The following is a 14,620-nucleotide window of genomic DNA, read 5'->3' as shown; positions in this document are numbered from 1 at the left end:
AAAGGCGAGCGCGCCGTCCGGGTGTTACCCGTCGGGCTGCTCGCGGCTTTCGGATGGCCGCTTGCGATCCATGACCGATTCCTTAGGTCAATATTGCACAGGTGGCTAGATATATTTTGCACTCAAGGATAATTTTCATCCGCAACGGAAATCGCGAATTTTGCGCAATGTGGCGGAAAAGCGTGGAAATGCGGCGGCGCCCTTGCGCTGTGCGCGGGAAAATATCGTAACGACGATTGTCCGATTGACAGCCGGCGGCGTGCCCATAAACTATACCATAATGCAAAATTGATAAGGCCGGTCCGTCTTGGCGCGAGAACTGGCTACCGCTGCAGGAGAGCGTAGTATGGAAACCATGGCCGCCCGTCCGATCCCGGCGCATGTGCCGCCCGACATGGTCGGCAATTTCAGCCTGTTCAGTTCGCCGGGGCTGGAGCCGACCCCCAATGGCGATCCGCAGGCGGCGAGCGCGGTGGTGCATGATGGGCCGCGCATCTTCTATTCGCCGGTCAACACCCGCGACGGCAAGGGCACCTGGGTCATCACCCGCGCGCAGGACCAGCGGCGGGTGTTGCAGGATCCCGAAACCTTCTCCAGCCATCGCAGCATCTTTGCCTCGGCGCTGGGCGAGAGCTGGCCGATGATCCCGCTGGAGCTGGACCCGCCCGAACATGGCAAGTTCCGCTCGTTGCTCAATCCGCTGCTGTCGCCCAAGCGGGTAATGGCGCTGGAGACGGCGGTGCGCGAAAGGGCGAGTGTGCTGATCGACCGGATCGCGGCGTCGGGCACCAGCTGCGACGTGATGACCGATTTTGCCTTCCCGTTTGCGGTCAATATTTTCCTGCGCTTCCTGGGCTTGTCGGACGATCGGCTCGACGAATTTGTCGGCTGGGCCAATGACCTGCTGCATGGCGACAATGTGAAGCGACCGGCGGCGGCGCGCACCATCGTCGCCTTCATCGACGAATTGTCGGCCGACCGGCGTCGGCAGCCGGTGGATGATTTCATGTCCTTCCTGGTGCAGTCGCGGATCGACGACCGGCCGCTGACCGACATGGAGATCAGGGGCACGGGCGTGCTGCTGTTCATCGCCGGGCTGGACACGGTGGCCGCCGCAATCGGGTTTGACCTCAACTATCTGGCGCGGCATCAGGCGGACCAGCAATGGCTGCGCGACGACCACAAGCGGATCGTGCTGGCGGCGGAGGAATTGCTGCGCGCCTATCCGACGGTGCAGATGATCCGGGTGGCCACGAAGGACGTGGATTTCGAGGGGGCGCCGATCCGCAAGGGCGACTATGTGTCCTGCGCGACGATGATCGCCAATCGCGATCCGCTGGAATTTGCCGATCCCGCGCGCATCGACCTCGCCCGCGAGGATAATCGCCACACCGCCTTTGCCTATGGCCCGCATCGCTGCCTGGGATCGCATCTGGCGCGGCGCGAGATCGTCGTGGGGCTGGAGGAATGGCTGAAACGCATCCCGACCTTCCGCATCAAATCCGGCACCGCGCCGGTCACCTATGGCGGCCATGTGTTCGGGATCGAAAAACTCATCCTCGACTGGTCGCAGGAGGATGCGGCATGAAGATCATCGTGCATCGCGAGAAATGCCAGGGCCATGCCCGCTGCTGGGCGATGGCGCCTGATATCTTCGAACTGGATGACGAGGGCTATATCATGCCCGGCGACATCGATGTGCCGGAAGAGCAGGAAAGACTGGCCTGGATGGGTGCCAAATCCTGCCCCGAACGCGCGCTCGACATCCAGAAATGAGAGGCTCCCTGCTGGCCCTTGGGGGCCTTGTCGCGCTGGCATCCGGCCCGGCGACGGCGGCGGAATTGCGCCCGGACCAGATCGCCTTTCGCGATATCTATCGCGAACTGGTGGAGACCGACACCAGCGCCCCGACCGGCAGTTGCACCGTGGCGGCGGGCCGGATGCTCGATCGGCTGCGCAAGGCAGGGTTCGGGCCGGACCGCGCCGAGGTCTTCGTGCCGGAGGGGCATGACAAGGATGGCGGCCTGATTGCCCGGATCGAGGGGAGCGATCCGCGCGCCGCGCCGATGCTGCTGGTCGATCATATCGATGTGGTGGCGGCCCGGCGCGAGGATTGGCCGCGCGATCCGTTCCGGCTGACCGAAGAGAAGGGCTATTTCATCGGGCGCGGGGTGATCGACGACAAGGCGCTGTCTGCGATCTGGATCGACAGCCTGATCCGGATGCAGGCGGCGGGCTTTCGTCCCCGGCGCACGATCAAGGTGGCGCTGACATGTGGCGAGGAAAGCGGTGACGCGGTGAACGGCGTCGACTGGCTGCTGCGCAACCGGCGCGATGCGGTGCAGGCCGGCTTTGCGCTGAACGAAGGCGGCTATGGCATTAGCGACAAGGATGGCCGGCCGATCGCCCTCTATCTGGCGGTGGGCGAGAAATATGCGCAGAGCTTCACGATCGAGGCGCGCAACAGCGGCGGTCATAGCAGCCGGCCGCGTTCCGACAATGCGATCTATGACCTGGCCGATGCGCTGGCGGCGGTGCGGCGGCTGTCATTCCCGATCCAGCTCAACCCGACCAATCGCGGCTATTTCACCCGCATGGGGCCGATCGTCGGCGGCGCGATGGGGCAGGCGATGGAGCGGCTTGGGCAGGGGCAGGACGATGCCGCGACGGTCGCGACGGTGACGGGCGACGTCACCTATAATGCGATGCTGCGCACCACCTGTGTCGCGACGCAGGTGGAGGCGGGCCATGCCGAAAATGCCCTGCCGCAGCGGGCGCGGGCGACGATCCAGTGCCGCCTGTTTCCCGGCGACAAGGTGGAGGATGTCGAGGCAAAGTTGCGGTCGGTGCTGCTGTCCGGCATTGCCCTGACGCGCAAGGGCGACAAGGGCGCGCCGGCCGTGCCGCCGCCGCTCGATCCCTGGATCATGGGGCCGGCCGAAAAATTGGCGCAGCGGCATTTCCCCGGTATTCCGGTGGTGCCCAACCTGCTGACCGCCGGCACCGATGGCCGCTATCTGAGCGCGGCGGGCATCCCGACCTATGGCGTGCCGGGCATCGTCCTCGATCCCGACGGCAATGGCGCCCATGGCGTGGACGAGCGCATCCGGGTGAAGAGCGTCTATGACGGGCGCGACTATCTCTATGCGCTGATCCGCGCCTATGCCGAGGGGCGCTGACCGGCCCCTCGGTTGGCGGCGCTCAGGTACGGATCCACACGCCCTTGGTCTGGAGATAGGCGTCGATATGTTCGGCGCCGCCCTCCCGGCCATATCCGCTCATCTTGTAGCCGCCGAACGGGACCGACGGGTCCATGGCGAAATAATGGTTCACCCAGATGGAGCCGGCGCGGATGCGCCTGACCGCCGTCATGGCCTTGCCGATGTCGCGGGTCCAGACCCCACCGGCCAGGCCGAAACGGGTCGCATTGGCGCGACCGATCACCTCGTCCAGGCTGTCGAAGGGCAGGATGCAGGAGACCGGCCCGAAAATTTCCTCGCGGGCGATCCGCATCTCGTCGGTCACATCGGCAAAGATGGTGGGGGCGACCCAATGACCCTTGTCGAGCGCGCCGCCGGTGACGCGATGGCCGCCGGTGACGAGCCGGGCGCCCTCCTGCGGGCCAAGGTCGAGATAGGAGGAGACGCGGGCGAACTGCTTGGCCGACACCAGCGGGCCGATCACGGTTTCGGGGTCGAGGCTGGGGCCGATCTTGAGATTGGCGGCGAAGGCGGCGATGCGCTGCACCATCTCCTCATAGACTGGCCGTTCGACGAACAGCCGGGTGCCGGCGGCGCAGACCTGGCCCGAATTGTTGAACACGCCCATGGCGGCGGCCGGGGTGGCGGCGTCGAGATCAGCGTCCGCAAAGATGATGTTGGGCGACTTGCCGCCCAGTTCCATCGTCACCTTCTTCACCGACCCGGCCGAGGCGGCGATGATCCGCTGGCCGGTCTCGCACGAGCCGGTGAAGGCGATCTTGTCGACGTCGGGATGGGCGGAGAGGGCGGCGCCGGTCTCGCCCGCGCCGGTGACGACATTGACGACGCCGGGCGGCACGCCGGCCTCCAGGCAGAGTTCGGCGAAGCGCAGCGGGCTGAGCGAGGCATCCTCCGCCGGCTTCAGCACGATGGTGCAGCCGGTGGCGAGCACCGGGCCGATCTTCCACGCGGCGCTGAACAGCGGCCCGTTCCAGGGGATGATCGCGCCGACGACGCCGACCGGCTCCTTCAACGTGTAGGAGAGAAGGTCGACCGGGAAGCTGTTGGACAAAGTCTCGCCATGGATGGCGGTGGCGGCGCCGGCGAAATGGCGCAGCGATCGCTGTAACATGCCGCGCAGCCCCATGGCGGCGGTGATCGGCCGGCCCATCTCGATCACATCGAGCAGGGCGAGATCCTGGAACTCGGCATCAACCAGATCGGCGAGGCGCAGCAGCACCGCCTGGCGCTCGGCCGGCTTGAAGCGGCTCCATGGCCCTTCAAAGGCGGCGCGCGCGGCGCGCACGGCGCGGTCGACATCCTCGGCGCCGGCCAGCGCCAGTTCGGCGACCAGTTCGCCGGTCGACGCGCTGAAGCTCTGGAAGCGCTTGCCCGACAGCGCATCGACATGCTGGCCGTCGATCAGCAACTGCTTGGGCTTGCCGTCGATGAAGGCGGGGCGGCGGGTTTCGATCATCTTTATGTCCTTTCGGAAGAGGCCGGTCAGACCGGCTCCCCTTCATGGGCGCGGCGCATCGAGGCGCGGCCGAGGGCGAAGAGAAGGGCGGCGGGCAGCAGCACGCAGAAGACGCTGGTAATGAGCGACAAGCCCACCTTCATCTCGTCGCCCCACAATTTGTCGGTGACGAGGCCGATGAAGGCTGGGCCGCCGGCCATGGCGATGAGGCCGGATGCCAGCACATAGAGCGCCGAGACGCGGCCGCGCAGATAGGCGGGGGTGACGACCTGGACGGTGGCCGGCCCCATGCTGGCGGTCGACAGGATCAGGGCCATGAAGCACCAGTAACAGGCGACCGTCGCCCAGGGGCTGGCGACCAGGAAGGCGGCGATGCCGAACGGGGCGGCGGCCAGCACGGTCATCAGGCACCAGAAGAGATGCGCGTCCTTGCGACCCCGGCGATAGAGGCGGTCGACGGTCCAGCCATGGAGCGGGATCAGTGCGGCGGCGGCGATCTGGGCGATGCCGATCACCGGGCCGATCTGCGCCGGCTGCCAACCATGGACACGGGCAAGATAGACCGGGGTCCAGAGCTGGAAACCGATGGTGGCGGCATAGGCGAGGCCGAAGCCGACAAAGGCGGCGGTGTAGAGCGGCTTGTGTCGGCGGATATAGGCCCATGCCTCGCCATAGCCCGCACCCGCGCTCACGGCCTTGCGCCGGGGCGGCTCGCGGAACAGGAAGACGAGGAAGGCGAGCAGGATGCCGGGCGCGCCGGTCATGATGAACACCTGCTGCCAGGGCTGGAGTGTGCCGAAGATCGGCCAGCTGGCCGGACCCGCCTTCATCGCCGCGCCGACGATCGGGCCGCCCAGCAGGAAGACGATGCCCGCGCCCATGACGCCGCCCATGATGAAGACCGACATGGCGAGCGAAACGCGGTGCGGCGGGAAGCTGTCGCCGACGACCGAATAGCTGCCGGTGCCAAAGCCCGACTCCCCCGCGCCCACCCCGGCCCGCGCCATGGCAAGGCCGATGAAGCTGCCGGCGAGGCCGCAGGACGCGGCGGCGATGCTCCAGACGGTGACCGACAGATAGAGGACGATGCGGCGGCTGAAGCGGTCGAGCGCCATGCCGAGCGGGATGGCGCAGAGGCAGAAGAGGACGGCGAAGGCCGGCCCCTGGAGCAGGCTGATCTGGAGGTCGGAGAGACCCAGATCCTGTTTGATCGGGCCGACCATCAGCGCCATGATGTTCCGGTCGGTCAGCGACAGGATATAGAGCAGGAACAGGATTGCGACCGTCAGCCAGCCCATGAAGGGGCTGGGATAGTCGGCGGTGGCCGGGGCAGGGGGCGGCGGCGCGGGGCTGTCGATCGGCGCGGATGATGACGGCGAAGCTGACAGGGACAAGGCAGGTTCGTTCATCGGCGGAACGCCCTGATTATCACCGATTCTCTGTTGCGCAGGCTCGACACCGACCTTCTCCATGCTGATCGCCGTGCCTGGTCCGCGGAGCGGCACGATCTGTTGCCGGCATAACGCACATTTTTGCACCATAGGTCAATATATGACGCGCCGCTTTTCACGGCTTTATCCCCTGTCCCTAATAAGAAGGCCGGATTTCCGTTGCGGCAAGGGGGCAAATTCTTTTCGATCAAACATTTACCACTGGTGCAAAATTAGTTGACATCCACCGCTGGAGCGATAGAAATAAAAATGCACACCGGGATAATAATGACAGGTGTGGGCCAACGAGCCGACACATTGCGTCCAGGGAGAGGAAAGACCAATGTCCAAGCACAAGATTTTTGCGTCGTCGCTGGCGATCGGCGCCAGCATCGTCGCGATGACGGGCAGCGCGCTGGCGCAGGATGCGGCGCCGCCCGCACCGGCACCGGAGCAGGCCGTCGAACAGGGTAGTGCCGCGCCGGTCAGCACATCCGACATCGTCGTTACCGGATCGCGCATCGTTCGCGACGGCTATACCGCGCCGACGCCGGTGACGGTCGCGACGACCGAAGAACTGTCGCGCACGACGCCGTCGAGCATCCCGGACGCGCTCAACAAGCTGCCGCAATTCTCCAATTCGCTCAGCCCCTCCAAGTCGGCGTCGAACTTCTCGAACGCGCCGATCCACGGCAATGTGCTCAACCTGCGCGGCCTGGGCACGCCCAGCGCCAATCCCAAGGGGCCGCTGCGCACGCTGATCCTGTTCGACGGCATGCGCGTGTCGCCGACCGAATATATCGGCACGATCGACACCAATGTGCTGCCGCAGCTGCTGATGCAGCGGGTCGACGTGGTGACCGGCGGCGCCTCGGCCCAATGGGGGTCTGACGCGGTCGCGGGTGTCGTCAACTTCGTGCTCGACAAGAAATTCACCGGCATCAAGGGCGTCGCCCAGGCGGGCATTTCCGACGAGGGTGACAATGCCAACCAGCGCCTCGGCCTGGCGGTCGGCCAGGATTTTGCCGGCGGACGCGGGCATATCCTGCTGAGCGGCGAATATTCCAACAATGAAGGCATGCTGCGCAGCGATCGCGACTATGCGACCAAGGGCTATAGCTATGTCGGCAGCGTCGTGGGCTGCGCCAAGCTGGCGAGCGAGCCGGCGTCGGTCTGTGCGCCCGGCGGCGCGCGCAATCCTTATACGATCGGGTCGAACATCCTGATTTCGGCGCTGGCGCCCAATGGCCGCATCACCGCCTCCAGCGTGGCGGGCAACCCCTATGTCGGACAGGTCATCAACAATGACGGCACGACCCGGCCATTCAACACCGGCACGGCGGTCGGCACGACCGGCTTCCAGTCGGGGGGCGACGGTTACCAGATCCCGACCACCGGCGCGGCGGTCATTCCGCTGACCACCTATCAGGCGTTCGGGCGCCTGAGCTATGACCTGACCGACGATATCAACGCCTTCGTCCAGGGTAGCTGGTCACGCTCGGACCTGGAATATTCGACCCAGGTGAATGCGCTGGTGCCTTCGTCGCAGGGCGTCACCATCTACAAGGGCAATCCCTATCTGTCGTCCGCGCTGAATTCGGCGCTGACGTCGGCGACCGACAGCTACACGGTCGGCCAATATGATGCTGGCCAGCCGACCGCCATCGCCAAGGAACGCACCGACTACTGGATGGTCAATGCCGGCTTCACCGGCAAGCTGGGCGGGCTCGACTGGAGCGCCACCTACTCGCATGGCGACTCCAAGCATATCCTGGCCAATTCAGGCCTCTATGACAGCAAGAAGCTCTATGCCGCCGCCGACGCGGTGGTGGACCCCAGCACCGGCCAGATCACCTGCCGCGTGCTGCTCGATCCGACCTATGCCAGCCAATATGCGGGCTGCAAGCCGATCGACGTGCTGCATGGCGATCCGTCCAAGTCGACGCCCGAAGGCTATGCCTATGCCACCGGCACGTCGCGTTACCGGGCCAGCATCCGTCAGGACAGCTTTGCGGTGAACCTCAGCGGCAGTCTGTTCGACCTGCCGGCTGGACCGGTCGACTTCGCGGTCGGCGCGGAATATCGCAAGCAGACGCTGAACCTCACCAGCAATGCCGATCCCTCGCTGCTCGACACGGCGGCCGAGCGCAGCGCCTATTTCGCCGGCCTGCGCGGGGTGCCGGCCACCACCAACTTCTACTGGCTGACCAATGTCGGCACGGCGCATGGCAGCCTGAACGTCAAGGAAGCCTATGCCGAACTGGCGGTGCCGATCCTGAAGGACAAGCCCTTCTTCCGGGAACTGAGCATCAACGGCGCGGGCCGCATCACCGACTATTCGACGTCGGGCACGGTCGAAACCTGGAAGGTCGGCGCAACCTGGAAGCCGGTCGACGACCTGTTGCTGCGTGCCACCCTGTCGCGCGACATCCGTGCGCCCAACCTGTTCGAACTCTATTCGGGGGCGCAGAGCGGCATCGGCATCGTCAACGATCTGCAGACGGCCGACGGCAGCTATGGCAGTGGCCTCAACCAGAATGTGAACACGGTCACCAGCGGCAACGCCAATCTGAAGCCGGAAAAGGCCAAGACGCTGACGATCGGTGGCGTGCTGACGCCGTCCTTCTTTCCCGGCTTCTCGCTGTCGGTCGACTATTACAAGATCAAGGTCACTGGCCTGATCGATACGCTCTCGTCACAGCAGATCATCACCAACTGCTATAATGCGGGCGGATCGGGCGTGGCCGAATGCGGCCTGATCGATCGGGCGACGCCGACCAGCCTGCCCTCGCTGGTGCATATCGTGCCGGCCAACATCGCCTTCCTGAAGACCGCCGGCATCGATTTCGACGCCAGCTATCGCACGGCGATGGGCGACGGGGCGCTCAGCCTGCGCCTCTACATGAACTATCTCGACAAGTTCGATGCCCAGCAATATGCGGGCGCGCCGATCGCCCATTATGCGGGCGTCAGCGTGGTCGGCAGCAACCCGGCCGGCTTCCCGCGCTGGCGCGGCAATTTCTCGATCGACTACAGCAACGGGCCGTTCGGCATCACCCTGTCCGAACAATATATTCACAAGATGCGGCTGGATATTCCCGGCGGGCCGGTGCCGATCCAGTTCGTCGACGATAAGGTGAAGGCGGTCTGGTATACCGACCTGGCCATGCGCTTCACCGTGCCCCAGGGGAATGGCAATTTCGAGCTGTTCGCCAACGTCAACAACCTGTTCGACAAGCAGCCGCCGATCATTCCGGGCACCGTGCCGGGGGTGAACCTGCCCACCAATATCGCGGTCTACGACTTTATCGGCCGGGCCTTCACGGCGGGCGTCCGCTTCAAATTCTGATAATCGGCAAAGAGCCATTCGGGGCAAGCCGCTGGAGGCCGGATCATCCGGTTTTCAGCGGCTTTTTTCGTGTCGAGGGGTGGGCGCGCCGTCCTAGAGGGACTGGCGCTAACAGCCGCTAAAAACGCCCGATGTGGGATCTGCGGTTGGCTGTCACATCTGGTGATGGAAGGGGGTGGTGGACGCACTTGGGCTCGAACCAAGGACCCGCTGATTAAGAGTCAGCTGCTCTACCAACTGAGCTATGCGTCCACACTGGCCTATAAACGATCCGCTGGGGGATCGAACCTGCATCAGGCCGATGCAGGATTTGGTGGACGCACTTGGGCTCGAACCAAGGACCCGCTGATTAAGAGTCAGCTGCTCTACCAACTGAGCTATGCGTCCATCCCGTTGCCGGTCAGTCTTGGTGGCTGATCGCTTCGGTGTGGGCGGGCTGTTAGCAGGCACATTTGATTCTGCAAACAGTAAATTGCGTTATCGCACAATTTTTTCTCGATCGACCGCTCAGGCCCAGTTGCCGATGCGCGTGGTGCGCCTGGTCGAGCGGTCGATCGACATGATGATGCCCACGCACAGCATGACCGTCAGCATCGACGAACCGCCATAGGACATGAAGGGCAGGGGGATGCCAACCACGGGGGCAAGGCCCATGACCATCATCAGGTTGATCGCCATGTAGAAGAAGATGGTGGTGGTGAGGCCTGCCGCGACCAGGCGCGCGAACTTGTCGGGCGTGCGCAGCGACACGCGGATGCCCCAGCGGAACAGCAGCATGAAGGCGCCGATCAGGAACACGCCACCGGCCATGCCCCATTCCTCCGCCATGGTGGCGAAGACGAAGTCGGTATGGCCCTCGGGCAGATATTGGAGATGGCTCTGCGTGCCTTGGAGGAAGCCCTTGCCCCAGATGCCGCCGGAGCCGATCGCGATCTTCGACTGGCTGATATGATAGCCCGCGCCCAGCGGATCGCTTTCCGGGTCCATGAAGATCAGGACGCGCTTCTTCTGATAGTCATGCAGGAAGCTGAAGGCGATCGGGATGATCGCGGCGACGGTGAGGCCGGAGCCGATGAACAGGCGCAGCGGCAGGCCGGCCAGGAACATGACGGTGATGCCGCCCGCCAGGATCATCGTGGCAGTGCCCAGATCCGGCTGTACCAGCACCAGCGCCCAGGGAACGCCGATCAGCACCAGCGCGGGCCAGATGGCGTTCCAGCGGCGAATTTCCCCCACTGGCAGCATCGCATAGAAGCGGGCGACCGCGAGCACGATGGTCGGCTTCATGAATTCCGACGGTTGCAATTGCATGAAGCCCAGGTTGATCCAGCGCTGGCTGCCGCCGGCGACGCCGCCGATCAGTTCCACCAGCACCAGCGAAACCAGCACCGCGCCATAGGCGGGGAAGGCAAAGCGGGCGAACAGTTCCAGCGGGATCCGGCTCAGCACCAGCGCCATGACGGCGAAGATGACGAAGCGCACCCCCTGGTTGATTGCCCAGGGGGTGATGCTGCCACCCGCGGCGCTGTAGAGCACCAGCGTCCCGAACAGGGCGATGGCGGCAAGCAGGCCCAGCACGCGCCAGGGAAATTCGGTGACGGACTGGGGTATGATGCTCATTACGGGTTTCCGGGGCCTGGGGGCGCGGGCAGGTCGTCGCCATCATCGGGCTCAGCCGATGACGGGGCCGGTGGTGGCGGGGCGGCGGCTGGCGTGCTGGCGGTCGGCGCGGTCGCATTGGCGGCCTCGCTGCTATTGGCGGCGGCGGCCGGCGGCGGCGCCTGGCCCTTCTCGATCGCCTTGGCCAGGCGGAAGGCGGCCATCTGCCGGGCCTGGCGTTCGGCCGGGGTGCCGCCCCAGCCCTTTTCCAGCGTCACCAGCTTCTCCATCGCCTTCTGCGGATCGAACAGATAGGACATGGTGTCGCTGGCGATCATCGGCGCATCCTCGTTGCGGATGGTGTGGCCGCCATGTTCGATGATGCAGGCTATGGCATAACGGGGATTGTCGAACGGCGCGAAGCCCTGGAACAGGGCGTGGTCGCGCAGCTTGAAGGGCAGGCCGGCATTGCCGCGCACGCCGCCGGCGCGCTCCGCCATGGTGATGCGACGGACCTGTGCCGTGCCAGTCTTGCCGGCGATCAGCACATTGGGGATGCTCATCCGCGCCGCGCCGCCGGTGCCGCCGCCATTGACCACCGCGCTCATCGCGTCGCGGATCGTCACCAGATGCTCCTCGGGCACGCCGACCAGCGCCGGCTCGGGCCGGGCCGCGCCATGCAGGAAATTGGGCATCAACTGCCGTCCGGTCGCCAGCCGCGCTGCCATCACCGCCATCTGCAGCGGATTGATCAGCATATAGCCCTGGCCGATGGTCGCGTTGACGGTGTCGTACACCTGCCATTTCTGGTTGTATTTCTTGAGCTTCCACGCTGGGTCTGGGACCGTGCCATAGCTCTGGCTGGGGAAGGGCAGGTCGAAGCGCTGGCCCATGCCGACGCGGCGGGCCATGCTGGCGATGCGGTCCATGCCGATCCGCTGGGCCATCTGGTAGAAATAGATGTCGCAGCTCTGGGCGATCGCGCCGCGCATGTTGAGCGGGCCATGGCCGCGCTTCTTGTGGCAGTGGAACAATGTGTTGCCGACGCGGATCGCGCCGCCGCAACTGACCGTCTCGGCCGGCGATACGCCCGCCTCCAGTAGCGCCAGCGCCACCATCGGCTTGACCGTCGATCCGGGCGGATACAGGCCTTGCAGCACCTTGTTGCGCAGCGGAACATGGTCGTCCTTCGACAGCATTTCCCATTCCAGATGGCTGATGCCGTCGGAAAAGCTGTTGGGGTCGAAGCTGGGCATCGATGCGCAGGCCAGCACGTCGCCATTATGGCAGTCGATCACGACCACCGCGCCGCTCTGGGTGGCGAGGCGCCGGCCGGCATATTCCTGCAGGCCCGCGTCGATCGTCAGCTTGATCGGATTGCCGGGCGTGTCGGGGCGGGTGGTCAGTTCCCGCACGATCTTGCCGCGCGCGGTGACTTCCACCCGCTTGGCGCCGGGCTTGCCGGTCAGATGCTCGTCATAGGCGCGCTCCAGCCCGTCCTTGCCGACCTTGAAGCCCGGAGTGATGAGCAGCGGGTCCTTGCGCTTCTTATAGTCTTCCGCCGTCGCCGCGCCGACATAGCCGAGCAGATGGCCGACCGTGGCACCGGCGGGATAATGGCGCGAAAAGCCCTGGCTCGGCGCGACGCCCGGCAGGTCGGTCAGGCGGACGGAGACGGCGGCGAACTGGTCATAGGTCAGCTTGTCGGCGACCTGAACCGGACGGAAGCCGGCCGACTTGTCCAGTTCCTCCTTGATCCGGTCGACATCGTCGGGCTGGAGCGAGAGGAGTTGCGCCAGATGGCCCACCGTCGCCTCGGCATCGACGATCCGCTGCGGGATCAGGTCGACGCGGAAATCGGTGCGGTTATTGGCCAGCGGCCGGCCGTTGCGATCGACGATCCAGCCGCGCCGGGGCGGGATCAGCGTCAGGTTGACGCGATTGCTTTCCGACAGCAGCTGATATTTCTCGTTCTCGGCAATGCTGATCCAGCCCATGCGGCCGACCAGCAATGCGCCGATCGCGCCCTGCAGCCCGCCGACCACCATGGCCCGGCGGCTGAAGGTGAAACTCTGGGTGGCTTCGGTGACGATCTTGCGCTTGGGCGTCGGGAATTTCATGCCATCACGCGCCAGCGGTCGATCCGGGCGCATTGCCGGACGACGAAGGGAAAGAGCAATATCGTCCAGAGCATTTGGGGCGCGACCAGCAACAGTTTCACAGGACCTCCGCCGGTAATTCGCGCAAAGAAGACGCCGCCGGCGAGGCAGAAGATAATCGCCATGGTCGCGATTAACCAGTCCTGACGATAGCTGCGCCAGACGAGCCGATGCTCGATCGCGTCGATGCCGATCAGCATCACGGTCCACAGGAACATGGCGGAGCCGATCGGCTGGCCGCTCATCATGTCGTCGAACAGGCCGAGCGGCAGGCCGACCCAGGCGCGCCACAATTCCGGGCGCAGCAGCCGCCAGGCCAGCAGGACCAGCAGGCCGAAGGGCGGCATCGCCGGCGATTGGGCGATGACCGGCAGGATCGTCAGCATCGACCCCAGCATCACGGTCACCACCGGCGTTCCCGCCAGGCGCCAGCGCGACGGATGGCGGCCCAGGCGGGGAACCGGCGGCAGATTGCGATCGATCATGGCGTCGCGGCGTTCCCGGCGGCCAGGCCATTGGGGTCGCTGGTCGCGGCCACGCCCGGATCGGGGCGGGTCACGATCTGTTCGAAGGCGCGTTCCACCACCACGGCATCGACCTTGGTCGGGTTGGCGAGCGGCACGCCATAGGCGATCTCGCCCTGGACGCGGACGACCACGGCGACCGGGATATTGGGCTGGAAGATGCCGCCAATGCCCGACGTCACCAGCAGGTCACCCGGCTTGAACGGATTGCGACCGGCCGCCAGCGCGCGGATCTCCAGCGATCCGTCGCCGCCGCCGGTGGAGATGGCGGGGACATTGTCGTTGGCGCGGCGCACCGGCACGATATTGCTCGTGTCGGTCAGCAGCAGCACTTCGGCGGTGTTGGGCGTGGTCGTGTGGACGCGGCCGATCAGCCCCTCGGCCGCGCGCACCGGCATGCCTGGACGCACGCCCTGCCAGCTGCCGGCGTTGAGCCGGGCGAAGCGACGCGCGCTGCTGGCGGACGAACTGATGAGGCGCGCCGACAGCAGCGCGCTGCTGTCGACATCGACCAGCTTCAACAGCTTCTTGAGCCGCGCATTTTCCTGCGCGATGCCCTTTGCCTCGATGATCCGGTTGCGATCGGCCTCGACCTGACGGCGCAGGCCGACATTCTGGGAACCGGCGCGCCAATAGGCGGCCAGAACCTCGTCGATCGAGCTGACGCCGCTCACCGTCCGCTTCATGCCGGTGGACAGGGGGCGGGTGATTTCCGCCGACCCTGTCCGGATCGCGGCAAAGCCGGTCGGATCGAAGATGGCGACAACGATCAGCAGCAGCGCGATCGCTGCCCCGGCCATTGCCACCACATAGCTGGCGAAGAGGCTATATTGCGCCTTCCGGTTATGACCGGGGCGTCGGCTGGGTGGCCGCGCCATCGTC

At 65.4% G+C, this 14,620-nt stretch carries 10 protein-coding genes and 2 tRNA genes; 4 read left to right on the top strand and 8 right to left on the bottom strand.

Features of this window, described 5'->3' with window-relative positions; translation table 11 throughout:
• Positions 1-346 precede the first annotated feature (346 nt).
• The 3 genes from ACI6S0_RS09200 to ACI6S0_RS09190 are packed head-to-tail and all read left to right on the top strand — an operon-like array spanning position 347 to position 3,179.
• Positions 347-1,588 (top strand): cytochrome P450, encoded by a 1,242-nt coding sequence (locus ACI6S0_RS09200; RefSeq protein WP_434405608.1) that lies wholly within the window; start codon positions 347-349, stop codon positions 1,586-1,588.
• Positions 1,585-1,776, top strand: coding sequence for a ferredoxin (locus ACI6S0_RS09195; protein WP_004212347.1), 192 nt, complete (start codon positions 1,585-1,587; stop codon positions 1,774-1,776). Before ACI6S0_RS09200 ends, ACI6S0_RS09195 begins: the two co-directional genes overlap by 4 nt.
• On the top strand, positions 1,773-3,179 hold the full coding sequence (locus ACI6S0_RS09190) for a M20/M25/M40 family metallo-hydrolase (protein WP_434405607.1): 1,407 nt from the start codon (positions 1,773-1,775) through the stop codon (positions 3,177-3,179). Before ACI6S0_RS09195 ends, ACI6S0_RS09190 begins: the two co-directional genes overlap by 4 nt.
• A gap of 22 nt (positions 3,180-3,201) precedes the next feature.
• Here ACI6S0_RS09190 and ACI6S0_RS09185 read toward each other — a convergent pair whose 3' ends face one another.
• Both ACI6S0_RS09185 and ACI6S0_RS09180 read right to left on the bottom strand, forming a co-directional pair.
• A complete protein-coding gene (locus tag ACI6S0_RS09185) occupies positions 3,202-4,677 on the bottom strand; it encodes an aldehyde dehydrogenase family protein (protein ID WP_434405606.1) in 1,476 nt (491 codons plus the stop codon).
• A 26-nt stretch (positions 4,678-4,703) separates the two neighbouring features.
• Positions 4,704-6,086: an MFS transporter gene (locus ACI6S0_RS09180; protein ID WP_434405605.1), complete on the bottom strand. Its 1,383-nt coding sequence runs from the start codon at positions 6,084-6,086 to the stop codon at positions 4,704-4,706.
• 364 nt (positions 6,087-6,450) lie between these two features.
• Here ACI6S0_RS09180 and ACI6S0_RS09175 point away from each other — a divergent pair, with 364 nt between their 5' ends.
• The gene (locus ACI6S0_RS09175; RefSeq protein WP_434405604.1) at positions 6,451-9,456 is read left to right on the top strand and encodes a TonB-dependent receptor domain-containing protein; all 3,006 of its coding nucleotides are present in this window, start codon (positions 6,451-6,453) and stop codon (positions 9,454-9,456) included.
• Positions 9,457-9,632: 176 nt separating this feature from the next.
• On the opposite strand, the gene ACI6S0_RS09170 is transcribed toward ACI6S0_RS09175, so the two are convergent.
• The 6 genes from ACI6S0_RS09170 to mreC all read right to left on the bottom strand — a co-directional run bounded on the left by ACI6S0_RS09170 (position 9,633) and on the right by mreC (position 14,616).
• Positions 9,633-9,708, bottom strand: a tRNA-Lys gene (locus tag ACI6S0_RS09170).
• 59 nt (positions 9,709-9,767) lie between these two features.
• Positions 9,768-9,843 (bottom strand) — tRNA-Lys (locus ACI6S0_RS09165).
• A 120-nt stretch (positions 9,844-9,963) separates the two neighbouring features.
• Positions 9,964-11,076 (bottom strand): rod shape-determining protein RodA, encoded by a 1,113-nt coding sequence (gene rodA, locus ACI6S0_RS09160; protein WP_434405603.1) that lies wholly within the window; start codon positions 11,074-11,076, stop codon positions 9,964-9,966.
• Complete coding sequence (mrdA, locus tag ACI6S0_RS09155; RefSeq protein WP_434405602.1) at positions 11,076-13,175, bottom strand: penicillin-binding protein 2; 2,100 nt, start codon at positions 13,173-13,175, stop codon at positions 11,076-11,078. The genes rodA and mrdA overlap by 1 nt, the downstream gene beginning before the upstream one ends.
• Positions 13,172-13,699: a rod shape-determining protein MreD gene (gene mreD / locus ACI6S0_RS09150; protein ID WP_017499256.1), complete on the bottom strand. Its 528-nt coding sequence runs from the start codon at positions 13,697-13,699 to the stop codon at positions 13,172-13,174. Before mreD ends, mrdA begins: the two co-directional genes overlap by 4 nt.
• A complete protein-coding gene (gene mreC, locus ACI6S0_RS09145) occupies positions 13,696-14,616 on the bottom strand; it encodes a rod shape-determining protein MreC (RefSeq protein ID WP_434405601.1) in 921 nt (306 codons plus the stop codon). Before mreC ends, mreD begins: the two co-directional genes overlap by 4 nt.
• Between the last annotated feature and the right edge of the window lie 4 nt (positions 14,617-14,620).

The sequence above is a fragment of the Sphingobium sp. DN12 genome, assembly GCF_051058005.1.
Lineage (GTDB): Bacteria > Pseudomonadota > Alphaproteobacteria > Sphingomonadales > Sphingomonadaceae > Sphingobium > Sphingobium yanoikuyae.
The sequence above is the reverse complement of the archived record's forward strand: the minus strand, read 5'-3'. Positions and strand labels throughout refer to the sequence as shown.